This window comes from Pantoea sp. S61, from assembly GCF_016625145.1.
Classification (GTDB): Bacteria; Pseudomonadota; Gammaproteobacteria; order Enterobacterales; family Enterobacteriaceae; genus Pantoea; species Pantoea rwandensis_B.
This window is the reverse complement of record NZ_JACVUO010000001.1, coordinates 320,685-344,399: the sequence shown is the minus strand read 5'-3', so window position 1 is coordinate 344,399 and position 23,715 is coordinate 320,685. Positions and strand designations below refer to the sequence as shown.

General features: G+C 54.1%; 20 protein-coding genes and 1 pseudogene. 6 read left to right on the top strand and 15 right to left on the bottom strand.

Annotation, left to right across the window (positions count from 1 at the left end):
- Positions 1 to 133: 133 nt before the first annotated feature.
- Together IAE30_RS01690 and IAE30_RS01685 are read right to left on the bottom strand one after the other, a co-directional pair.
- Positions 134 to 1,225, bottom strand: coding sequence for an ABC transporter substrate-binding protein (locus IAE30_RS01690; protein ID WP_200678372.1), 1,092 nt, complete (start codon positions 1,223 to 1,225; stop codon positions 134 to 136).
- A gap of 47 nt (positions 1,226 to 1,272) precedes the next feature.
- Positions 1,273 to 3,396, bottom strand: a complete 2,124-nt coding sequence (locus IAE30_RS01685) for a TonB-dependent siderophore receptor (RefSeq protein ID WP_200678049.1) — start codon at positions 3,394 to 3,396, stop codon at positions 1,273 to 1,275.
- Between the two features lie 512 nt (positions 3,397 to 3,908).
- Here IAE30_RS01685 and IAE30_RS01680 point away from each other — a divergent pair.
- Genes IAE30_RS01680 through fetB form a run of 3 tightly spaced genes read left to right on the top strand, consistent with a single transcriptional unit; the run spans position 3,909 to position 6,271 of the window.
- Complete coding sequence (locus IAE30_RS01680; protein WP_200678047.1) at positions 3,909 to 4,820, top strand: MurR/RpiR family transcriptional regulator; 912 nt, start codon at positions 3,909 to 3,911, stop codon at positions 4,818 to 4,820.
- Positions 4,821 to 4,848: 28 nt separating this feature from the next.
- Complete coding sequence (gene fetA / locus IAE30_RS01675) at positions 4,849 to 5,517, top strand: iron ABC transporter ATP-binding protein FetA (protein WP_200678045.1); 669 nt, start codon at positions 4,849 to 4,851, stop codon at positions 5,515 to 5,517.
- On the top strand, positions 5,504 to 6,271 hold the full coding sequence (gene fetB / locus IAE30_RS01670) for an iron export ABC transporter permease subunit FetB (RefSeq protein WP_200678043.1): 768 nt from the start codon (positions 5,504 to 5,506) through the stop codon (positions 6,269 to 6,271). The genes fetA and fetB overlap by 14 nt, the downstream gene beginning before the upstream one ends.
- A 33-nt stretch (positions 6,272 to 6,304) precedes the next feature.
- Here fetB and IAE30_RS01665 read toward each other — a convergent pair whose 3' ends face one another.
- Genes IAE30_RS01665 through IAE30_RS01630 form a run of 8 tightly spaced genes read right to left on the bottom strand, consistent with a single transcriptional unit; the run spans position 6,305 to position 14,708 of the window.
- On the bottom strand, positions 6,305 to 7,153 hold the full coding sequence (locus IAE30_RS01665) for a VOC family protein (protein ID WP_200678041.1): 849 nt from the start codon (positions 7,151 to 7,153) through the stop codon (positions 6,305 to 6,307).
- 23 nt (positions 7,154 to 7,176) lie between these two features.
- Complete coding sequence (locus tag IAE30_RS01660) at positions 7,177 to 7,548, bottom strand: peptidase dimerization domain-containing protein (RefSeq protein WP_370585445.1); 372 nt, start codon at positions 7,546 to 7,548, stop codon at positions 7,177 to 7,179.
- 2 nt (positions 7,549 to 7,550) lie between these two features.
- Positions 7,551 to 8,654, bottom strand: a complete 1,104-nt coding sequence (locus IAE30_RS01655) for an alkylhydroperoxidase domain protein (RefSeq protein ID WP_200537826.1) — start codon at positions 8,652 to 8,654, stop codon at positions 7,551 to 7,553.
- A gap of 12 nt (positions 8,655 to 8,666) precedes the next feature.
- Positions 8,667 to 9,671: a putative FMN-dependent luciferase-like monooxygenase gene (locus tag IAE30_RS01650; protein ID WP_200678031.1), complete on the bottom strand. Its 1,005-nt coding sequence runs from the start codon at positions 9,669 to 9,671 to the stop codon at positions 8,667 to 8,669.
- Entirely contained in the window at positions 9,668 to 11,278 is a 1,611-nt protein-coding gene (locus tag IAE30_RS01645; protein WP_200678029.1) for an ABC transporter ATP-binding protein, read from the bottom strand. The genes IAE30_RS01650 and IAE30_RS01645 overlap by 4 nt, the downstream gene beginning before the upstream one ends.
- A complete protein-coding gene (locus tag IAE30_RS01640) occupies positions 11,275 to 12,132 on the bottom strand; it encodes an ABC transporter permease (protein ID WP_200678027.1) in 858 nt (285 codons plus the stop codon). The genes IAE30_RS01645 and IAE30_RS01640 overlap by 4 nt, the downstream gene beginning before the upstream one ends.
- On the bottom strand, positions 12,129 to 13,073 hold the full coding sequence (locus IAE30_RS01635; protein WP_200678370.1) for an ABC transporter permease: 945 nt from the start codon (positions 13,071 to 13,073) through the stop codon (positions 12,129 to 12,131). The genes IAE30_RS01640 and IAE30_RS01635 overlap by 4 nt, the downstream gene beginning before the upstream one ends.
- A 12-nt stretch (positions 13,074 to 13,085) precedes the next feature.
- Positions 13,086 to 14,708 (bottom strand): TIGR04028 family ABC transporter substrate-binding protein, encoded by a 1,623-nt coding sequence (locus IAE30_RS01630; protein WP_200678025.1) that lies wholly within the window; start codon positions 14,706 to 14,708, stop codon positions 13,086 to 13,088.
- A gap of 217 nt (positions 14,709 to 14,925) precedes the next feature.
- Between IAE30_RS01630 and IAE30_RS01625 the strand changes: the two genes are divergently transcribed.
- A complete protein-coding gene (locus IAE30_RS01625; protein ID WP_045815478.1) occupies positions 14,926 to 15,219 on the top strand; it encodes a hypothetical protein in 294 nt (97 codons plus the stop codon).
- A 103-nt stretch (positions 15,220 to 15,322) separates the two neighbouring features.
- Here the strand turns inward: IAE30_RS01625 and IAE30_RS01620 are convergent, their stop codons facing one another.
- Both IAE30_RS01620 and IAE30_RS01615 read right to left on the bottom strand, forming a co-directional pair.
- Positions 15,323 to 16,312: an aldo/keto reductase gene (locus IAE30_RS01620; protein WP_200537661.1), complete on the bottom strand. Its 990-nt coding sequence runs from the start codon at positions 16,310 to 16,312 to the stop codon at positions 15,323 to 15,325.
- A gap of 31 nt (positions 16,313 to 16,343) precedes the next feature.
- Entirely contained in the window at positions 16,344 to 17,195 is an 852-nt protein-coding gene (locus IAE30_RS01615) for an aldo/keto reductase (RefSeq protein ID WP_200678023.1), read from the bottom strand.
- A gap of 109 nt (positions 17,196 to 17,304) precedes the next feature.
- Here IAE30_RS01615 and IAE30_RS01610 point away from each other — a divergent pair.
- Positions 17,305 to 17,508, top strand: a pseudogene (locus IAE30_RS01610) (alpha/beta hydrolase); the annotation flags it as partial.
- A 76-nt stretch (positions 17,509 to 17,584) separates the two neighbouring features.
- Here the strand turns inward: IAE30_RS01610 and IAE30_RS01605 are convergent.
- The 3 genes from IAE30_RS01605 to IAE30_RS01595 are packed head-to-tail and all read right to left on the bottom strand — an operon-like array spanning position 17,585 to position 22,260.
- Positions 17,585 to 20,716, bottom strand: a complete 3,132-nt coding sequence (locus tag IAE30_RS01605) for an efflux RND transporter permease subunit (protein WP_200678021.1) — start codon at positions 20,714 to 20,716, stop codon at positions 17,585 to 17,587.
- Complete coding sequence (locus IAE30_RS01600) at positions 20,716 to 21,885, bottom strand: efflux RND transporter periplasmic adaptor subunit (RefSeq protein WP_200678020.1); 1,170 nt, start codon at positions 21,883 to 21,885, stop codon at positions 20,716 to 20,718. Before IAE30_RS01600 ends, IAE30_RS01605 begins: the two co-directional genes overlap by 1 nt.
- Before the next feature lie 24 nt (positions 21,886 to 21,909).
- Positions 21,910 to 22,260, bottom strand: coding sequence for a helix-turn-helix domain-containing protein (locus IAE30_RS01595; RefSeq protein ID WP_200537670.1), 351 nt, complete (start codon positions 22,258 to 22,260; stop codon positions 21,910 to 21,912).
- Positions 22,261 to 22,648: 388 nt separating this feature from the next.
- Here IAE30_RS01595 and IAE30_RS01590 point away from each other — a divergent pair, with 388 nt between their 5' ends.
- A complete protein-coding gene (locus tag IAE30_RS01590) occupies positions 22,649 to 23,542 on the top strand; it encodes a LysR family transcriptional regulator (RefSeq protein ID WP_200678018.1) in 894 nt (297 codons plus the stop codon).
- Positions 23,543 to 23,715: the final 173 nt, after the last annotated feature.

Below are 23,715 nucleotides of genomic sequence, written 5' to 3'. Positions count from 1 at the left end.
CGCCAGATACTCGCTGGCGGGACGAACAAACATCGATTTCATAAAAATATCCTCGTGGTCATGAGGCTATTTTCGCGAACCAAGATTAACGCAACCTTAGGGCCAAACCCTGTGCGTCAGTTACCGCGAAAAATCAATTGTGCGTCCAGTAAGTGCCTGTTTCCGGGATCGGCAGGAATTGCTGGTTCATCTCCCGCAGCGTGTCATCGGGTGACAGATCGTGGAATAGCTGTGGATGGAAGGTTTTGGCAAAAAATTCGGCGGCCAGCAGGTGCCATGGGCTCATGTAGAAATTTTGCCAGAAGGCGGCGGCGCGCTGCTGCTGCACGGCGGGCAGGGCCGAGACCGTGCTGTCTTGCGCCAGCGCCCGCAGAAAGGTGGTTTTGGCTTGTTCCCCGTTGACCAATGGGCCGAGTTGCAGTGCGGTGTTTTCTTCCGAGCCCGAAGAGCCGGTGGCGATATAGAGATCGGGATTAGCGGCTATCACCGCTTCCGGGTTGAGCTGACCAAATACGGCGGGAAAACGCCCGGCGGCAATGTTGTCGCCCCCGGCGAAGGCGATCAAATCCGCCAGATTGCCATGCGCCACCGTGGTACAGCATTCGGCTTTCTTACCCAGATGTAATTGCAGCATCACTTTCGGACGCGTGCCGTGCCAGTTGGCTAAACGATCGCGAATACGCTGCATATGCTGCTGATAGAAGGCAATGAAGCGCTCGCTTTTCGCCTCATCATTGAGTGCCGCGCCCAGCGTACGCAGACTGGCAACGGTATTCGCCAGCGGGTCGACGCGGAAATCAAGAAACAGCACCGGGATATTCGCGGCCTGTAGCTGCTGCATAAACAGCGAGTTATTGGGCGGAGTACGGGCATACACCGGCAGTATCACCAAATCCGGCTGCAGCGCGATAATTTTCTCTACATTAAGCTGCGAGAAGTTGGAGTTGCCAATCTGGGTAATGTTGCCGATTGACGGGAAGGTTTTGACGTAACGATCCCAGGTTTGCTTATCGAGATTGCGCAGATCCGCGGGCCAGCCGACCACCCGTTTCGCCGGGTTGCCATCCTCCACCAGCGCGAGGGTATAAATCATCCGGCTTTCGCCAATCACAATCCGCTGCGGATTGTCCGGGACATTCACCTGACGTTGCAGGCTATCGGTCAGGGTTTTACTCTGCGAAGCCAGCGGCAATAGCAGAAGCAATGTCAGTAGCACTTTTTTCATCGCGTTGCTCACAGTAGGCTCCGCCCTGTAAGGCGGAGCACAGCAGATTAGAAGTCGACGGCAGCCTGCAAATACATCACGCGGGGTTCACCTTCAATCACGCGCAGGTTACCGGCGCTGGACTCGTAGTATTCGCGGTTGAACAGGTTCTTCACGTTAAGCTTCAACTGAGTGTGTTTACCGATCAGCTGGCTGTCCCAGGCAATAAACGCATCGGCTACGGTATAAGCGGGCATCACGAAGCTGTTTTCTGGATCGCCCGCACGGGTGCCAACATAGCGTCCACCGCCGCCGAGCCGCAGTTCACCTGGCAACCACGAGAAGCGCAGAGTGTGGCTCAGATACAGGCTGCCCATATTGGTCGGTGCATTCACCAGGCGGTTGCCGACGTTGTCAGGATTAACGTTGTCGGAAACAATCTCGGTTTTGTCGTAGCTGTAGTTAGCGATCAGGTTCCAGTCAGGCGCAAACTCGCCGTTGACCTCCAGCTCCGCACCGGTCGAGCGTGCTTTGGGAATGTTGCGCGTCACGCCGTTAATGAAAATCGACATGTCCTCTTCATCAATGCGGTACAACGCTAGCGTGGCGGCCAGATTGGGTGCAACCTGCCACTTCGAACCCACTTCCCAGGTGGTGCCTTTTTCGGTGGAGGCCACATTGCCGTCATCGTCGGTTTGGGTTGATGGCGTAAATGATTTGCTGTAGCTGCCGTACAGTGAGACGTCCGGCAAGACTTTGTACACCACCCCCAATTGCGGCAGGAAAGCGTTGCCGCGATCGTTGAGTGTGGTTTCAGGATCGATAAAGCCGTTGCTGGAGGTTTGGGTGTAGCGCTGGAAACGGCTACCCAACACCGCGATCCATTTGTCCGTCAGATGAATGCTGTCTTTGGCAAACACTGAGCGGCTATAAAGATTGGTGCGCAGATTGCTCAGCGCATCGTTATAGGTGCTGTCGCTGAGGATCGGCTCTTCGCCGTACACCGGGTCGTACATGTTGAAGGTGCGTGAAACAGTGCCGCGATAGGATCGCGCTTTATAGGTTTCGTTCTGCTCATAATCGACACCCACCAACAAGTCGTGCTGCATGCCCGCGACAGTGGGAGAACCGCTGATATCCCAGGAGACATATTCTGTCTGATGGTTGAAGCCACGGTTAGCGTCAGCGCGGCGCGAAACGATGCCGGTCGTGGTGTTGATGGCGGTGGCGCGCACTTCGTTACTGTCATAACGGCGCTGCATCCAGCCATAGTTAAGGTGCGTATCCCAGACATCATTGAGGTTATAACCGTAAGAGACGTTCAGGCGTTTGTTTTTGCCCCAGGCATGGTTAGCATTGTCGTCGAGACGACGGTTGTAAGGAATATCGACGGGTTTCCCGCTAAGAAACGCCGTGCCACGGTCGTAAGGCACATCGTATTTATACTCGACGTAGCTGATGTTGAAGGACGCGCGATCGCCGTACCAGCTTAATGACGGCGCCAGCAGGGTATGTTCGTTAACGCCAAAATTACGCCAGTAATCCTCGCGCTGACGCTCTGCCACCATGCGGAAGGCAAAGCCGTTACCGAGCGGCCCGGTGATATCCACCATGCCAGTGCCACCGCCGTAGCTGCTGGATTCACCGCTGATATGGGTGTTCCACTCGTATTGCGGCTTTTTACTCACCAGATTGATGATGCCGCCAGGATTCAGAATGCCGTACAGCAGCGATGAGGATCCCTTCAGCACCTCGACATGATCGATGCTGGCATCCATGGTCAATCCCTGGTTACTGCGCACGCCATCGATGAAGATTGAACCGTCGGTGTTGGAGCCGAAACCACGCTTGACAAAACCATCTTCTGTCCCCCCCAGCGTATTGCCTTGAGTCACTCCACTGACGAACTTCACCGCATCATTCAGGCTGGTTACCTGATAATCCTTCATCACTTGTGGCGTCACCACGCTGATCGACTGCGGTGTTTCGTTGCGTGGCGTTGAGGTGCGCAGTGTCGCCGCGGCATCGTCCTGGTTATAGCTGCTGGAAGTGGTCTCCGGGGCGGCTGTAACGGTCAAGGTTTGATCCGCGCCGCTGGCTGAGTAACTGCACAGCAGGGTGGAAGCCAGTAATACCTGAGAGCCAGAGAGCGTATATTTTACCGCTGGTGAAAATAAGCAAAGATACTTCATTAAGTTAAATCCGCATCAAAAAGGGAAATATTCAGAAGAGCGGATGGTAATGAGATTGATTTCCATTTACAACAAAATATTGCTGTGTCGCTATCAATTCAGGCTATTTATTTTCTATTTCACTGGAAAGTGCGTTGGCACAAAACCACTATTCAATGCAATATTGAGATTAAATGTAGTTTTTAAATCCATTGTTTTATATGGATTTATTGCATATATGTAGTAGATGGTGTAGTTTCAGGATGTATATTCATCATCCACTACATTTCACCCGGGCGGCGGCGACGTTAACCCTAACGATCCTTCGATAAACGGATGATGATTAATTTAATTAAATTAAGGTATTCTTAATTTTCATTCTAATAATACCTTTGCCATTAAGGAAATTTAGCGGTGAGAAGGGACGGCGTGGCTTTGATTCCGTTCAAATTCTGGATTATCCTCGCAGAACTTTATCGCGATAACGTCGCGAAGCATCATCCAACCTACTCATTTAAAAGGTGTTTGTTCCCGTGAGCGATTCCGCACCGAAAACCAGTAAACGCCCTTACGATCTCTACGGCGAACGCTTTCACGCCTGTAAACATCAGCTCACGCCACGCCTGTTCAAAGTGGCGAATTACATCCATCAGCATCGCAGTGTGGTACTGGATAAAACCGCGCTGGGTATCGCTATTGATACCCAGACCTCGGATGCCACAGTGATCCGTGCCATTCAGGCGTTGGGTTTCTCCGGCTATCGCGATCTGAAAATTGTGATGGGGGAGTATCTGGGCGTCACACAACGATCGCCGGCGCGTGTGGCCTCGACAGTCAATGCCTTGTCGCAGGATGCCAAAGGGAGTGTGGATTTCGTGCTGGATAGCTATCGCATCAGTTGCGATATGCTGTCGTCCACGGCGAACAGAAAGGCGATTCAGCAAGCCATCGATCTGTTGCAGCATGCAGAACGGGTGGCGATCTTTGGCATCGGTGCTTCAGCCATTCTTGCCGATTACACTGCACGACTCTTTAAACGTAACGGTACCGCATGCTATGTGCTTAATCGCACCGGCATTGCACTCAGCGAACAGATTGCGGAGATGCGCCATGCTGATGTCCTGATTATGCTGGTGCAGAGCAGTGCGCATCCGGAAGGATTGGTGACAATGGCCGAAGCACAACGACTGGGGATGAAAATCATTGTCCTGACAGGCGCCACCGACAGTCATTTTGCTCAGCGATCCGATGTGACGATTGAGATCCCGCGCAGCCGTGAGGCGGATAAAATGCCGGTGCATGCTACGCCGATGATCTGTCTGGAGATCCTGGTGTTAGGGCTGGCCGCCACGACGCCGGTCGCCACCATGAATAGCATGAGCAAGTTGTATGAAATCAGCAACGCGTTGACCCGTCCTGGGGCGCGTAGAAGTCATAAGCCCTGAAAATCCTCACTGACATCTGGAAGCGATCATGACCACCGAAATTCCCCTGCTTGATGTGCAAGGGATCACCTATGCCATGCAAGGCCGAACGCTGCTGGCACCTGTTTCACTGCAACTTCATGCGGGTGATTTTCTGCTGCTGACCGGCCCCTCAGGCAGCGGTAAAAGCACGCTGTTGAAAATTTTAGCCTCGTTGCTGGCCCCGACAGCCGGCGTGATTCGCTTTGAGAATCGCGATATCGCTCAATGCAAACCCGAGCACTATCGCCAGCAGGTCTCCTACTGTTTCCAGACGCCACAGCTGTTTGGTGAGACGGTCTACGACAACCTGGCGTTGCCCTGGCTGATTCGTCAGCAAAAACCGGTGCGTGAAAAGCTAATCGCCTCGCTGGAGAGCGTGCACCTTAATGCAGATATGTTGGATAAGCCGGTGGAGCAACTCTCCGGAGGCGAAAAACAACGCGTTGGACTGCTGCGTAATCTGCAATTTCTGCCGCAGGTGCTGTTGCTGGATGAAGTGACCAGCGCGCTGGATGAGGAAAATAAAACCGCGATACAGGCAATGATTCGCCAGCGGGTGGATCACCAACGCCTGGCTGTGGTGTGGATTAGCCATGATGTCAATGAAATCCAGCACGCCGAAAAAGTATTGCGACTGGAAACACCGGAGAATGGAGCCGTACATGAGCCAGCATAATATTACCGACAGCTCGCTGCTGCTTTCACTGATGCTGGTGGTGATCGCACTGCTAATCAGTCAGAAAGAGAAGCTCGGCATGGGTAAGGACATCCTCTGGAGCGTGTGCCGCGCCATCGTGCAGCTGGTGATTGTGGGCTATGTGTTGAAGTCGATTTTTGACCTTAACAACCGCTGGCTGACCATCTTAATGGTGCTATTCATCTGCGTGAATGCGGCGCTGAATGCACGCAAACGCAGCCGCAACATCGACCATGCGCTAGCGATCTCATTTGTGGCGATCACCACCGGCACGTCGCTCACCCTCACTATTTTGTTATTGAGCGGCGCCATTGAGTTTATCCCGATGCAGGTGATCCCCATTTCCGGCATGATCGCGGGCAACGCGATGGTGGCAGTGGGTCTGTGTTACACCAACCTCAATCAGAGGTTTAGCGATAATCGGCAGAAGATTCTGGAGATGCTGAGTTTAGGCGCTTCGGTGAAGCTCGCCTCGGGGCGGCTGATTCGCGACAGCATCCGTGCGGCAATGATCCCGACGGTCGATGCCGCAAAAACCGTGGGACTGGTGAGTCTTCCCGGCATGATGTCAGGATTGATTTTTGCCGGGATCGATCCGGTGAAAGCGATTAAATACCAGATTATGGTGACCTTTATGCTCATCGGCACCGCCAGCCTCTCGACCATCATTGCCGCATATTTGTCGTATCGCCGTTTTTACACCGCACGAGCACAGCTGAAGAGCAGTGTTTAAAAGGCGCGGCGGGGCCATGCACGTGGCTTAAGCTCACTGCTGAAACCGCAGCGCCACGCCAAAGGCATGTTCAGCGCTGACGATAAGCGCTGACTCCTCTTCCAGGAACGGGATATCGCCCAGTAACAAGCTGGCTTTCACCTTGCGCAGATCCGTACTGCGCAAGCTTAACGCCGCCATGCGTGCACTGCCGTTGTAATCGAGTGGTAAGCCGGCGAAGCGTTGCGTGACATAGCCAGCAGCAGCGAAGCGTATCGTTGCCACGCCGGCTTTCAATACGAATGCGCCTTCCTGGCAGGCGGTGAGCGCATTAGCCCCAAACAGCCGACTGTAGGGTTGTGCCGCCGCCGCTGGATCCTGCGCCACCACCACAAATTCGACAATATCGATCACGCCGTTGGGATGCTGACGCCATGCTTCCTGCCACACCGCGTGCGGTGTCTCGTGCTGGCAAAAGAAACTGCGGCCATTCGGCACCAGCGCAGGCCGTAATGGCACTGTGCGGAAACGAGCTTGTTCTTCGTTGCCATCCGGTAACTGCACCGGACGGAAGAAGTGGGCAGGTTGATTGCCATCAATGTCCTGGCCCTCAAGATAACGCCATACCGCATCGGCATCGTCGGTCTTCCACACTAAACCACTCAGGCCAATCGGCGACTGCCACACGTCCTGGCGTAAACTGGCACGTCCGGCCTCAAAGCCAAGCAGCTCAAGATAGTTATCACCAAACACGGCCAGATGGTTACTGGATCCGAGCGAATGATGGCCGCGTTCTGTGAGCTGAAACCCTAACCGGCGAAACAGCGCACTCGCCTCATCTAACCGATCGGCCACGTTGATGACCACATGATCAAGACAGGGAATCGGTACTGAAATTGCCATCGCTTTCCTCCTTGCTCTCATTGTCACTGCGCCCATGCTAGCGCGTCCGGTTCGGATGCTGACAGTGGCTGCCAGTTGACGTGCGTCTCCGCACCAAAACCGGCGGCAATGCCGGCAATCAGGGTGGTGATGTGTGTATCGGTGTACTTATCATTACTGCGAACGATGCCTTCGATTTCTGCCGTCTGAGGTAGCACATTCCAGCTATTACCGGCCGTTAAACGTGTAATGCCAAGCGTCCATTGGCGATGACGATTGGGGAGCGCATACAGCGCTGAAACGATATGACTGCCGATCACAATCACATCAATGCCTTCATGCGGGCGCGCGGCATGGGCGCCTTTGCCGGTCAGGGTGATGTGAAAACGCTGCGTTGAATGGGTTTGCCCGGTCATGGTCATCCTTGTGCTTGTGCAGGTAAAAAAGGCTCGCCCAGCGTCAACATCAAACGGTTTGCCCAGGCAAAGAAAGCGGCGGACTGGATCACATCAAGCAGTTCCAGCGTGGTGACGCCGTGACCGCGTAACGTCTGAACCTGTTCGAGGCTAGCGGCAGCAGGCGTGATTGATAGTGTGGCGACCAGGTCAATGATCGCGGCCCAGCGTGGTGACTGGCCGTGAGCCAGTTCTGCGCCCGGTGCCACATTCAGCAGCTTTTGCACTGCCGCATCATCTTTTGACAATTGACTGGCTTTACGCGCATGGACAGAAGCGCAAAAGATGCAGCCATTCACTTTACTCACCACCGTTGCTGCCAGTTCACGTTCAGCGCGCGGCAATCCGCCAGCGGTGTAAAAGATGCCTTTGTCGGTCAGCGTGCGCTGTTCCAGCAGCGGCAGATGACGTGCCAGCAGGCGGAAATAGTCGGAGTCGCTATGGCCGTTTTTCTTCAGCGTAGCCTGTTCATCGGCGGTAAATTCGTTGAGTGGTTTGGCTGCCAGCCAGGGTTCCCAGCCTAATTCTTGCTGGGTAAAGGCGGTGAGGGCAGTTTGGCCGCTTAACGTTAACGGCGCATCGTGCCACTTGCCTGCTACGGCGTGTGCTTGCGTGTCACTCTGTTCGCCATTGAGCAGGCGTAAGCCGGTCAGTAAACGACTCTGAAAGCTCACAAAGGCAATTAATTGTGCGAGGGTGACGATGCCATGCGGCGACCAGCCAGCGCTTTGCAGGTTTTGAATGTGTTTGGGTGCTGCATCCACTGGGTGCAGGCTGAGCAGTTCGGCAAAGGCGTGACCGGCCGCGAAACGCGCGTCATGTGCCTTATTCGTCACTTGCTGCTGATAATGCGCCTGTAAGCGGGTAGCACCGTGCCAGTCGGCAACCTGTGCGGCTAAGGCAAACCGCCATGGCAGTGGGAGATCCGCATCATCTTCACCAAACAGTACATCGTAACTCCCTTGCGTGTGCTGAGTGGCAGCGTGTCGCTCGCGACGTGCTAATGCGAGTTCCGATGCGGGGTCGATATCCGCTAAGGCGGCCAGTAAATCAATGGATTGAGACATCATCTTCTCCTGTTAAGCCTGTTCCAGAGCGCGTAGCGCCGGGGCGATATGGTCAGCGATTAATTCAATGGAACGCAGAATGTCGGCGTGTGGCGGATCGATCGAGTGCACCTGGAAGGTGATATCGGTGACACGTTGCAAGGTGGAGTCCGCGCGCAATGACGCCAAAACGGTAGGCGCATCGCCAAAGTGCGCATCAAGCTGGCGCGCATGGCTTTCCAGCGTATGCCCAGTGATGACGTGCCCAGCAGCCTGAAATTGCTCAGCCTGGCGCTGCAATCCCGGTTCCGCCAGGCGCCGCGCATACGCATTCGAATCGGCAACGAATGCGGTGCGCGAGGCGAGAATGCGCGGTGCGATATCGGCCGGTAGCGCGGCAAGATAGGCATCGATCATCGGATTTTGTATCGCCTCCAGCGGCAAGTCAGGCTGACCTGGCGGACGCGGTTGCGTGCGTGACAACATCAATCCATGGCCAGCGGCTCCGGCTCGTGCGGCACCTTCAACCGAGAAAGTGGCGATCCACACGCGCTGTGCCAGCGTTGGGGCGGGCGGATAAAGATGATTATCCGGGTGCGCGAGGGTATCGCCGCGCCAGGCGCTGAGCAGCGTGTGCAGTTGATCGGCAAATACGCTGGCGCGCTGATCGATAGTTAAGCCAAAGGGCAGGAAAGAGGTTTTGGTGCCGCCCGATCCTAATCCGATTTCCAGCCGCTGGTTGCTGAGCAGATCCAGTACGGCCGCATCCTCCGCCACACGGAGCTCGTTCTCCATCGCCAGCGTAATAATGCCGGTACCAAGACGAATTGTGCGGGTGTGCGCGGCCACGTGTGCGAGGAAAACCAGCGGTGCAGGCAGGCCGCCTTCCTTCTCATGAAAATGATGCTGAGCGATCCAGGCGCTATCGAAACCCAAACGCTCGGCGTGCTGGATCTGTTCTGTGGCGAGGCGATAGCGCTCTTGCGCCGAGACCTCATCCAGCAGGCGGGTGAAAAAGCCAATGCGTTTACGCGTCATGCAGACTCCTTAATCAGCGGACGGATAGCGGGGATAGCGTCAATCAGTGAACGGGTATAAGTATGCTGGGGCGCGTTAAATAGGGTGACCGTGTCACCTTGCTCGACCACTTCCCCCGCACGCAGCACCGTCACGCTGTGCGCGATGCGGCGCACCGTGGCGAGATCGTGGGTGATAAACAGATAGGTCAAGCCCAGCTCCTGTTGCAGCTGTTGCAACAACTGCAGGATCTGCGCCTGTACGGTGACATCCAGTGCCGAAGTGGCTTCATCCAGCACCAGTATTGCCGGTTGCAGGATCAGTGCTCGGGCAATTGCCACGCGCTGGCGTTGACCACCGGAAAGTTCGCGCGGTTTCCGTGTCAGCAATTCCAGTGGCAGTGCCACTCGCTGAGCCACGGCTTCAACACGCTGGCGGCGCACGTCGGCACTGAGCTTTTCAAAATTGCGCAGCGGCTCTTCAATAATGGCAAACAGCGTCTGGCGCGGGTCTAAAGATGCAAACGGATTCTGGTAAACGAACTGGATTTTGCGTCTGAGCTGGCGAAGCGCTTCGCCGCGCAGTGCACTGGTATCAATGCCGTCGATGATGACACGTCCGCTGTCGGCCTGTTCAAATCCCAGCAGAATGCGCGCCAGCGTGGTTTTACCCGAGCCGGATTCACCGACCAGCGCGTGCGTGGTGCCGCGTGGCACCGTCAGGCTAACCTGTTTGGCGACCGGTAACTGCTGCTGTTTGCCGAGCGAAAATTGCTTGTTGATGGCGGAAAGCTGGATCGCGGGTGTTGAAAATTTTGCTTCAGCAGGAATCGTTAGCGCACTGTGGCCAGGCGCAGCATCTTGCAGCAGCTGACGCGTGTAAGGATGGTGTGGCGCATTAAACAGCTGAGCGGCTGGCCCCTGTTCCTGAATCTCGCCGTGACGGAAGACCAGCAATCGGTCAGCGCGTTCTGCCGCCAGCGCCAGATCGTGCGTGACGAACAGCACAGCGGTGCCGGATTCACGCCGCAGTACATCCAGCAGATCCAGAATGCGCTTCTGCACTGTGACATCCAGTGCGCTGGTGGGCTCATCCGCAATGATAATTTGCGGGCGTAAGGCGAGGGCGATGGCAATCAACACGCGTTGTTTCATCCCACCAGAAAGCTGATGCGGATACTGCGCCAGTCGCTGTTGTGGATGGCTCAGGCCAACCTTTTCCAGCAGTTCCAGTACGCGCTGCTGGCGCTCAGACTGGCTGATTTTCTGATGCAGTTGCAGCATCTCACCCACCTGATCGCCGATGGTTTTCACCGGATTCAGTGAGTTGCCGGGATCCTGCGGCACCAGACTGATACTGACGCCGCGCAGGCTGTCCATACGTTTGGCCGACCAGTCGGCAATGTCAGTGCCGTTTAACACGATTTTTCCGCTGTCGCGGCGACCATTTTCCGCCAGCAGGCCAATGATCGCTTGTGCGGTGGTGGTTTTACCGGAGCCGGACTCGCCCACTAAGGCCACCATTTCCCCTGCCTGCAAGCTGAAGCTCACGTTGTGCACCACTTCACGCCACTGCCCGCGCTGTTGATAGCTGAGGGAAAGATTTTCTATTGCGAGTAATGCACTCATGCGCCACCTCCGGCGATCTGCTGGCTAATGCGATTCGCGGCCAGCACCACTGCCACCACCACGATGCCGGGGAAAGTGGTCAGCCACCAGGCCGTAGCCAGATAGTTGCGCCCCTCGGCGATCAGTAAACCCCATTCTGGTGTGGGAGGCGGCGTGCCATAGCCGAGGAAACTTAGCGTGGAAAGCGCCAGAATCGCCTGACCAAACTGTAGCGCGGCAAAGGCGATCACCGCCGTCAGCGAGTTGGGCAAGATGTGTCGCCACAGCACCGACCAAAAACTGCCGCCGCTGCCGTAGGCCGCTTCAACATATTCGCTGCGCCGCACGCGTACCACTTCGCCACGCGCCAGGCGAGCAAAATTAGCGATAGAGGCAATCCCCACGGCCAGCGCGGCATGCACCGTGCCAAACCCCAGCAGAATAAGTACGCTGAGCGAAAGCAGTAATGAAGGGATCGACAGCAGCACGTCAACCAGGCGCATCAGGGTGTTTTCCGTACGCCCGCCTACCGCGCCTGCCAATACGCCAAGTGTTGTGCCGCCAATCAGACCCATCGCCACGGCGGCAAAGGCGGTGGCCAGTGACTGTGACGCACCGTAGACAATACGGGTAAACAGATCGCGGCCGAGTTGATCGGTCCCGAGCCAGTAAGCGGCCTGCGGCGCTAAACGTTGCGCGCCGGGCAAGCCTTGCGTCGGGTGGTAATGGGTCAATAATCCTGGCGCGAACGCGGCCAGCAAGGCCAGCAGCATCACTGCCCAGGCCAGCCAGAGTCCGGGCTGAATCTGCCAGCTGCGTTGCGTGCGTGGGGTAGCGCCGCGCTGGCGGGCGGTGGCGTAATCGACGAGGCTCATCGGTTTCCTCCGGCGATAGGTTGTAGACGGGGATCAAACAGAGGCATTAGCACATCAACCAGCAGATTAATCAGTACAAAGGTCAGCGCAGAGATCATCACCACTGCTTGCAGCACGGCGACATCCTGATTATTGACCGCTTGCTGCGTCAGCTGGCCGATACCGCTAAGACCAAATACGGTTTCGGTAATCAGCGCGCCAGCGATCAATTCGCCCAATAGCAGACCCGCCACGTTGAGCACCGGCAGCAGCGCATTACGCATCACGTGTCGCCACAGCACGCGACTGGCGCTGGCGCCTTTAGCTCGCGCCACCGCTACAAACGGCTGCGTCGAGATTTGATCAATACTGCGCAACAGAATTTGTGCCAGCGGCGCGGAAATCGGGATCGCCACCGTGATCACTGGCAGGATTAAACCCTGCAACGGCGACGGGTTGATCACCGGTATCCAGCGCAGCTGGAAGGAGAACAGCTGTATCAACGCGATGCCGAGCCAGAAGGTCGGCAGCGAGATAAACAGGGCAGGAACGGATTGCAGCAACGAACGCAGCATGCGCAGCGCGGGTAGCCGAGACAGCGCCGCCAGCGTAAAGGCCAGCAGCGTGGCGAGCGCAAAACCCAGCACGGCCAGCTGCAGGGTGGCGGGCAGGTTGCTGATCAACAGATCGCCTACTGACACGCCGGCCTGCACCGAATAGCCAAAATCACCGTGCAGTATCGCCATTAGCGTATGAAAATATTGCTGCCACAGGGGGTTATCCGCGCCATAGGCCAGCCGCATCTCCGCGATCTGATCCGGGCTCAAGCCCAGATCCGGGTTCTGAAATTTGATCAGCACCGCATCGCCCGGTAGCACCTGCAGCAGCAAGAACGACAGGGTAAACGCGGCCCACAATACCAGCACGCTTTGACCCACTCTTCGCAGCAGAGAACGTTGCATCATTAGCCTGCCTTAGTGTTTTTCCACCCACGCACCGTAGAATGAAGGGCGTCCGACCGCTTCAAAGCTGACGCCTTTGAACCAGGGGGCACCCGCGAACACCTGCGGCTCTTCGAAGATAGGGATCACGTAAGCCTGATCGAGCAGATAGCGTTGGGCATCACCGGTCAGAGCCAGACGCTTAGCGGGATCGACTTCCGCAGAGATATCCACCAGCAGCTTATTGAGCTTGTCGTCGCGGAAGTTTTGCACCTTGTCGCTGGAGCCGCCTTTTTGCAGCAGCGCATCACGGTTAGTGGGGTAGAACTGGCTTTTCACCACATCCGGATCGGCACGACCCACTTCCGATACGGTCAATGGCGTTTTTAATGGATCGAGATTGTCCAGCGTGCGGCTGCCCGCATCACCGGCTTTGACCGCCAGCGCCACACCAACCTGACGCCATTGCTGTGCCACCAACTGCAGCACTTCTTTGTTTTGCGGCTGTGGCAGTGATTCGTAGATTGTCAGGGCAAGCTTCTTGCCGTCTTTCTCACGGATACCGTCACTGCCGACCTTCCAGCCCGCTTTATCCAGCAGTTGTTTTGCCAGCAAGGGATCGTATTTCAGCTTGTCGGCGAGGTTGACATAACCTGCGGCTGAATTGGCAATGACAGAGGTGGCTTGCGGATAGTTGGGTGAGAACAGCGTTTGTACCACCTGTTGGGCGTTTGTCGCATGCAGCAGAGCCTGCCGCACGTTCACATCGCTTACCAGCGGGTTATCGGGGCGGAAGCTAATGCTGTCATTGATTCCACGCGTCGGTGCGGCGTAAATCGGGAAGTTTTGCTGTTGTGCTTGTTTCTCATCATAGGCCTGCACCTGGCGGATGAAGTCTGCCTGGCCCGCCAGCAACGCGCCAATGCGCACGCTGTCTTCTGGCGTGACGATAATTTTGATGCCATCGAGATTGGCCGGGCCTTGCTGAGCGATATTTTTCGGGCCCCACTGATAATCTTTACGCGCAGTAAGGTCGACTTCTCGCCCGAGTTTTTCATCACTGACCACAAACGGACCTGAGCCAATAATATGGCGCGCGTCACCCAGTTGATCGAGGCTGCGTTGCAAGGTACTGAGTGAAACTAAACCGGAACCGATGGTCGCGGTGCCCTGCAAAAATCCCGGAGAAGGTTTTTTGAAATAGAATTTCACCGTCAGGGGATCGATAACTTCGCTGTGGTCGTAATTATTAATCACTTCCGAAACCGGCAGGCGCAGGGCTTTATTGCCGAGGCCGTAAGTATCAAAGTTTTTGGCTACCGCGTTGGCATCTAATGGGGTGCCATCGGAGAACGTGACGCCCGGCCGAATTTTAAAGGTGTATTCAGTTTTATCGGCGTTACTGCTCCAGCTTTCGGCCACCCAGGGCTCGACCTGCAACGTTTTCGGATTTTGCCACGTCAGTTTATCGGTGATCTGATTGAGAATGCCGCCGTTGGGATAGAAACCACCGGCGGGTGGATAGAGATTGGTATGCGGTTGCTGTTCAAGATACACCAGCGTGCCACCCTTGACCGGAGTGTCCGCCGCGTGTGCGCTAAATATCCCTGTCAGCAGGGCTAAGCTCAATGCCTGCAAGTGAAAATGCTTACTCATGGTGAATTCCTTATGATTCAATAGCCCGGCGGGCGGATTTCATCATCAAATGCCGCACGCGTGAGTTGAACCAAGGAATTGCACTAAGCTTTTGCGAAAAAAATAAAATGAATGGACGTGTGGGAAATAATTAAGATTCTTCGCCGCTCCAAAAGGGATTTAACTCTCTATAATGCAGAGGTTTTATATTTAATGTACGCATCTTAAGGGTAATTCAATGAGAGCATATTTTATCCCGGCCATCATGTTTATGCTTTCAGCCTGCTCAAGTTCCGTTGGGCATAATTTCGATACCGCGAGCATTCAGAAAATACAGACCGGTAAAACCACCAGAGCCGAGTTGATTAATATGTTTGGGCCGCCTGACTCTGAATCCCCTTACCCTGAGGGGCAACGTCTTATGATGTGGAAGTACAGCGAAGCTCGCACGCTGGATACCACCGCAGGCAAGACCCTTACCGTGCAAACTAAAAACGGAAGGGTGTTTACTTATACGTTGAGTAAAAGTTGAGGGCAGGAGAGGTTGATGTCTGGTATAGCCATACTGTTTACCAACCTTAACCTGATCTCAAGTTGAAAACATGACGGGGTGAAACCAGGTTCACCCCCGTCATTTATCTACCGACCCGCGCCCGCAGGGATTCTGGATAACGCTCGCCAACCACATCTATAGCCTGAATAGCTGTGGTGATTTTTTGTATTTCATGGGCGTTTAACGCTATTTGCGACGCACCTAAATTTTCTTCCAACCGATGCAATTTCGTTGTACCAGGAATAGGAACGATCCAGGGTTTCTGTGCCAGTAACCAGGCCAGCGCAATCTGCGCAGGCGTTACGCCATTTTCAGTTGCGATACTTTGTACCAGCGTGACTAATTGCTGGTTGGCTTCCCTGGCCTCGGCCGCAAATCGTGGCACTTTGCTGCGGAAGTCATCGTCGCCGAACGTCATCTGTGCATCGATGGTGCCGGTAAGAAAACCCTTACCGAGTGGAGAAAAGGGCACAAAACCAATGCCTAATTCTTCCAGCAGAGGAAGGATTTTTTCTTCAGGCTCACGCCACCACATTGAATATTCACTTTGCAGCGCGGTCACCGGTTGTACGGCGTGCGCACGCTTAATGGTCTCGGGACCGGCTTCAGAAAGGCCGAAATGTTTAACTTTCCCTTCCGCAATCAGATCTTTAATCGTTCCCGCGACATCTTCAATCGGCACCTCAGGATCAACGCGATGCTGATAATAGAGGTCAATCACATCGGTTCTCAGGCGCTTTAGCGAGCCTTCAATTGCCTGGCGAATATGGTCTGGCCGGCTGTTTAAAATCTGCTGCTTATTATCATCGCCAAAGGTGAAGCCAAACTTGGTGGCAATCACGACTTTGTCGCGATAGGGGGCTAACGCTTCGCCCACCACCTCTTCATTGAGGTAAGGACCATAAACTTCCGCAGTATCAAAAAAGGTTACGCCCTTTTCGTAGGCGCTACGAATCAGTTCAATGGCATGCTGTTGACTGAGTGCAGGGCCGTAGCCATGACTCAGGCCCATACAACCCAGGCCAATCGCAGAGACTTCAAGCTTAGTGTTTCCAAGATATCGTGTTTGCATTGGTCACTCCTTTATGTGTGGAAGCAAGCATTTAAACATCGAGCTTACGGCCAGTCAGCCACTCCACCATGGCCGGATCGCGATGCGAGAAGAAGGCGCTGGTTGCGGTATCCAGCGCGGTAATACGGTTCATTTCATCGCTGCTTAACTCGAAATCGAGCACGTTAATATTTTCCTCCATGCGCGCCTTACGCACTGATTTCGCGAGAGAGACTACGCCACGCTGGAAGATCCAACGCAACACCACCTGACCCACACTTTTGCCATGTTTTTCGCCTATTGCTGTCAGAACCGGATGCTGGAACAAACCGTTTTTACCTTCGGCAAAAGGTGCCCATGCTTCAGGCTGGATGTTTCGGCTCTTCATCCATGGCACAGCATGAAGCTGCTGATGGAAGGGATTGACTTCAATCTGATTCACGGCGGGCACAACTTTATTAAATGCGATGAGGTCGGCCAAACGATCGGGCTGGAAGTTGCTGACACCAATGGCTTTAATCTTGCCCGCTTCGTAAAGTTCTTCCATCGCACGCCACGCGCCATGTACATCGCCGTAAGGCTGGTGGATCAGATAAAGATCGACGTAGTCCATCTGCAGCCGGTTTAATGAGCGCTCGAACTGTGCTTTTGCGCCTTCATAATGAGTATCTTGTAGCCACAATTTGGTGGTGACAAACAGCGCATCGCGCGCGATACCGCTTTGCTTTATCGCATTCCCAACCTGCGTTTCGTTTTGATAAGAGGCAGCAGTGTCGATCAGGCGATAACCGGTTTTGATGGCATCAATCACTGCGCGTTCACATTCGGCGGCATCCGACATCTGAAATACACCAAAGCCCAGCAGAGGCATATCGAGACCGTTATTAAGTTTTACTGTTTGCATGAGATTACCCTTTCGTGAATTTATGAAAGCATAACGTGAGAAGATTGAACTGATTAGAGCCCGTAATCAGCTAGGGTTTATTAGTTCAATTCATTAATAAACCCCTCAGATCAATCAACCATTGTTAATGATGGCCGGGAGCAAAGCAGATTCGCTGTATATGACGCAAAGTGCCTTTAGCAAAGCAACGGGAACCACCAACAAAAGGCTTTATCTGATTGAGGGCGCCACGCATATCGAAACCTATTGGGTGCCGCGTTATGTCGATCAGGCGATGAGCCAACTGGATCCGTTCTTCGATAAGAATATTTAGTTGGAGCGCTTTCCCGTGGCAATCACACCGCCACGGGAAATAATCAACCGCCTGGAATTAACCTTTGGCTGTAGGATTAGGCTTCATCTTCCTCGTCATCTCGCTTACCCGCAAAACGGCTACGCACCACCACAAAGAACACCGGCACAAAATAGATCGCCAGTAGCGTCGCGGCGACCATGCCGCCAATGACCCCAGTGCCTACCGCGTTTTGCGCACCCGAACCCGCGCCGGTACTGATCGCCAGCGGCATCACGCCGAGGATAAAGGCCAGCGACGTCATCAAAATCGGACGTAAGCGCATGCGTGAGGCTTCAAGGGTGGCTTCGATGATGCCTTTACCCTCTTTCTCCGTCAGGTCTTTGGCGAATTCCACGATAAGGATGGCGTTCTTTGCCGCCAGACCGATGGTGGTAAGCAGGCCAACGACAAAGTAGACATCATTGCTTAATCCTCTGAGCGTCGTTGCCGCCAGCGCACCGACTACGCCCAGCGGCACCACCAGCATCACCGAGAAAGGAATCGACCAACTCTCATACAGTGCGGCCAGACACAGGAAAACGACGATCAATGACAACGCATACAGTGCCGGAGCCTGATCGCCAGAGAGACGTTCCTGATAAGACATGCCTGTCCAGTCATAGCCGATGCCGTCTGGCAATTGAGCAGCGAGTTGCTCCATCAGCGCCATGGCTTCACCGGAGCTGCGGCCCGGCGCGGGCTGTCCGAGGATTTCTACTGACGATAAACCGTTGTAACGCTCCAGGCGCGGTGAACCGTAAACCCATTGCGCAGTGGAGAAGCTGGAGAAGGGCACCATTTTCCCGTTGCTGGCGCGCACGTACCAATCGCCCATGTCTTTCGGCATCATGCGATAGGGTGCATCGCTCATCACGTAGACTTTTTTCACCCTGCCGTGATCGATAAAATCATTCACGTAGCTGCCACCCCATGCGGCACTCAGCGTGGTGTTAATATCGTCCAGCGTCACGCCAAGCGCAGTGGCTTTTTCCTGATCGATATTGATTTTGTATTGGGGATTATCTTCCATGCCATTCGGGCGCACAGCGGTCAGTACATCAGGATGCTGACGCGCCAGATCAAGCAGCTTATTGCGAGCTTCAATCAGTTTGTCATGACCGAGGTTCGCCTGGTCAATCAGTTCAAAATCAAAACCTGTGGCATTACCCAGCGCAATAATCGGCGGCAGGTTGAACGCGACTACCGTGCCATCGACGATGCTGGAGAAAGCCTGCGTAGCGCGGCTGACAATGGCATCAACTTTATTTTCCGCACCGGCGCGTTGTTCCCAGTCCTTCAGGCCGATAAACGCAATGCCAACATTCTGGCCGCGTCCGGCAAAGCCGAAACCGTTCACGGTAAGCACGTTTTCAACGTTGGCTTTTTCTTGTGTCAGGTAATAGTCATTGATCTGGTCGAGCACCTTTTGTGTGCGTTCCTGCGTCGCACCCGCGGGCAGAATGACCTGCGTGGCGAAAACGCCCTGATCTTCAGCCGGTAAAAATGAAGTTGGCAGGCGCATAAACAGCACCGCCATCCCCACCACAATCACGCCGTAAATCAGCAGGTAGCGGCCTGACTTATGCACCATGCGGCCCACGGAAGAGGTGTAATGTTCCGCACTTTGATCAAACTTTCGGTTGAACCAGCCGAAAAATCCGCGCTGATGGCCGTGTTGACCCGGCTTAACCGGTTTAAGGATGGTGACGCATAACGCCGGAGTGAGAATTAATGCCACCAGCACCGAGAGCGCCATGGCAGAAACAATGGTGACCGAGAACTGGCGATAGATAACGCCAGTACTGCCGCCGAAAAAGGCCATCGGGACAAACACGGCGGAGAGCACCAGTGCAATGCCGACCAGCGCACCCTGAATCTGCTTCATCGATTTACGTGTGGCTGCCTTAGGCTTCAGACCTTCCTCCGCCATCACGCGCTCAACGTTTTCCACCACCACGATGGCATCATCGACCAATAGCCCGATTGCCAGCACCATGCCGAACATGGTCAGCGTGTTAATCGAATAGCCAAACATGCTGAGAATGCCAAAGGTGCCCAGTAACACCACCGGTACAGCAATGGTTGGGATCAGCGTAGCGCGGAAACTTTGCAGGAACAGATACATCACCAGGAACACCAGGATGATGGCTTCGGCGAGTGTCTTCACGACTTCATGAATCGAGATGTTGATAAACGGCGTGGTGTCATACGGATACACGACCTTCATGCCCTGAGGGAAGTAGGGTTGAAGCTGCGCGATTTTGGCTCGAATGGCTTTGGCGGTGTCCAGCGCGTTGGCGCCGGTGGCCAGCTGAATCCCCAGCGCAGAGGCTGGTTTGCCGTTCACTTTCACCACAAAATTATAGTTCTCGCCGCCGCGCTCAATACGCGCCACATCATGTAGCCGCACCTGCGATCCATCCGCATTCACCTTCAATAGAATATTCCCGAACTCTTCGGGTGAGGTGAGTCGTGTCTGCGCGATGATAGAGGCATTCAGCTGCTGGCCTTTTACCGGCGGCGCGCCACCTAACTGACCGGCGGCAATCTGCGCGTTTTGTGATTCGATCATGCTCATCACATCCACCGGCGTCAGCTGGTAGTTATTCAGCTTATTGGGATCGAGCCAGATGCGCATCGCGTATTGCGAGCCGAACAGCGTGGAATCACCGACACCGCTGATACGGCTGAGGGGATCCTTGATATTCGAGCCGACGTAATCGGCGATGTCTTCCATGCTCATTTTGCCGGTTTCGTCGACAAATGCCGGCACCAGGAAGAAGGTGCTGGAGGATTTACGGACGGTAATCCCCTGTTGCTGGACCTCTTGCGGCAGTAGCGGTGTCGCCAGCTGCAGTTTGTTCTGCACCTGCACCTGAGCGATGTCCGCATCGGTGCCATTTTCAAAGGAGAGTTTCAGTTCCAGCGTGCCGGATGAATCGCTGGTTGAGGACATATACATCAGCCCATCCAGTCCACTCATATTCTGCTCAATCACCTGGGTGACGGTATTTTGCAGTGTGGTGGCATCGGCGCCGGGATAAGTCACGCGAATCTGAATAGCGGTCGGAGCGACATCAGGGTATTGCTCCACCGACAGCCGCATGATGGAAATAGCCCCTGCCAGCATGACAATAATCGCCAGCACCCAGGCAAAAATTGGGCGATTGATAAAGAATTTGGACATCAGTTAGTCGTTCCTTGTGCAGTCGCGTTGGCAGTGATATCGACCGGCACGACACTTTGGCCGGGCTCAGCGCGCTGAATACCTGAGACAATCACGCGTTCACCAGACTGAACGCCGCCCGTCACCAGCCACTGATCGCCCTCGGTTTGTGAAACAGTCAGTGTGCGAACCTCCACTTTATTGTCAGTGCTTACCACCATGGTGGTGGCATCGCCTCGTGGCGTACGTGTCACGGCCTGTTGTGGGATCAAAATGGCCTGCGGATTGGTGCCCTCGTCGAGTCGGGCGCGTACAAACATGCCCGGCAGTAGGGCGTGCTGCGGATTGGGTACGATGGCGCGCAGGGTGATTGAGCCCGTGGTTTGATCCACGGTGACATCAGAGAAGGCCAGGGTGCCCTGTTGCGGGTAGACGGAGCCATCGGTCAGGATCACGTGCACCAGCGCTTTGCCGTAGTTTTGCTGCAACTGTCCGGAAGCCAGCTCCTGTTGCAGACGGAGATAATCCTGGCTGGATTGAGTGACATCGAGGTACAAAGGATCGAGTTGCTGTACGGTTGCCAGCGCATCTGTCTGGCCATTTTGCACCAGTGCACCTTCGGTAACGGAAGAGCGGCCAACGCGCCCTGCAATGGGAGCCGTAATGCTGCTCCAGTTGAGGTTGATGCGTGCACTGTTGAGCGCGGCCTTTGCCGACTCCACATTGGCGCGCGTCTGAGCGGCGGTGGCTTCCGCCTGATCCAGAACCTGACGGCTGATATATTGCGTGCCGGCTAAGGGGCGATAACGCTGCAATGTGGCTTGTGCCATACGGGCATTAGCTTCGGATTCCGCTAGTGCGGCATGTGCATTGTCATACGCCGCCTGAAAAGGAGCGGGATCGATTTGATAAAGTTTTTGTCCGGCGGCAACGTCACTCCCTTCGATAAAGGTAAGTTGTAATACCAAACCTGAAACCTGCGGACGCACTTCTGCCACGCGAAAGGCTGAAGTGCGACCGGGAAGTTCGGTGGTAACCGGCAGGGATTGGGTATGTAGCGTAACAACGTTAACCTGGGGCGCATTTTTCGCTGGCGTTTCACTGCCAGTCGAGTTATCACAACCTGAAAGCGTCAATGCAATAAAAGAACAGAATAGCGCACTGGGTTTTAGCGCCCATTTAATCGGCATTACTGAGATCCCTTGTAAGTGAAATTATATTGGTATAGTGAGGTGTTGCGTATTTAATCGACGAAATCTGGCGGGTGGCAGGTTATATTTGCGTACAAATGATCGGGTAAATGATTGCTGTGAGTCATAACCATACTTCACAGAAATATCGATAACTGGCTCGTGGCTACGTAGCAAATCTTTGGCCGCAGATTCCAGCTTTCGATCACGAATATAGTGGCCAAGACTGACGTGCATGATTCGATGAAACATTCTTTGCAGATGCCATTTGGAGTAACCTGCTCGCTCCGCAACCTGTTCTATTTTTAACGGAGCGTGAATGTTATCTTTAATCCAGTCGGCCAATTCATAAACAATTTCTTCATAGCGATCCATAATTTCACCCGTTCTATGTTAAAGCAGACTGATGGCGAAATAATTGAAAGCAATAGAATGCACGGCGCTCTGATTAATGGAGCGGATAAGCTATAAAAACGTTATGTTGTGCTTTCGAATCTATCTCGCCGGTGAACGACATCTCTTGCGGCTGAATGAAGAGTAACATTACAAGATACAGATTATTAGCATAGGGAATCAGATAGGCTTTATGATCGTTGTTCATGAATAATGCCTCATAGAGTGAATAATTCGGTAGTCTGGATGCTATAGAGTGATCGACTTCAAAGTGGAAGCCTTCAGTAAGCAGCGATATGTGAGATAGCCACATATGTTTCAGCTTGTTTGTGATAGTTTAAATAGACCCGGACAGAGATGTGAGTAGGCGATGCTAAGAGAAAACTTCAGCGATCTGGTGTATCTGGTGATGGTCGCGCGAGAACGCAGTTTTACCCGTGCCGCTGCCAAATTGGGTGTCTCTCAATCCGCATTGAGCCATGCGATGCGCGGGCTGGAAGAGCGGCTTCAGACGCGTCTGTTGACGCGCACCACCCGCAGCGTGGCACCCACCGAAGCCGGTGAACAACTTATCCAAAATATCGCGCCTTTAATGTCCGATATTGAAAAAGCGCTGGTGGCACTGACTGAGCACCAGACGCGCACCTCGGGGAATATCCGGATTACTGCCGGTGAACATGCGCTGCACTCCACGCTTTGGCCTTTAATTAAGCCGTATCTTCAGGAATACCCTGAAGTGAACATTGAACTCTCAGTTGATAACACGCTGACTGACATTGTTAGCGGCCGTTTTGATGCAGGGGTGAGATTAGGCGAACAGGTGGAAAAAGATATGGTGGCGGTGCGCATCGGCCCAAACTGGAGAATGCTGGTGGTTGCCACCCCCGAATATTTCAAAAATCACGGCATTCCGGAAACACCTTACGAGTTGCAGCATCACAACTGTATCAATATGCGCTTGCCAACATTGGGTGGATTATATAGTTGGGAATTCACCAAAGATAAAAAAGAGATTCGCGTAAAAGTTGAAGGTCAGCTTATTTTCAATAACCTCAGTTCGCGTATTGAAGCAGCACTTAGCGGAATGGGGATTGTGTATGCGCCTGAGGATTCCGTGCGGAAATATATTGACGAAGGCTTGCTGCAGTGTGTACTGATTGACTGGTGCGAACCCTTTAGTGGTTACTATTTATATTATCCAAGCCGCAAACAACACACCGCAGCGTTCTCTAAATTGATTGAAGCAGTGCGCTATCAGGGTTAAGTATTTGCAGGTCGACGCATTGTTTAAATATTGACCATGGCATCGAAATCATTCCGACCCCCGTACTGAGGCGACTTTTTCACAAAAAATGCGTCGCCTTTCGATTCGCTTAGTTTCCTTTACTGTCCGCTGCATCCGCAACCCCGCATGCGGGCCATGCTTCATGGTTCCGC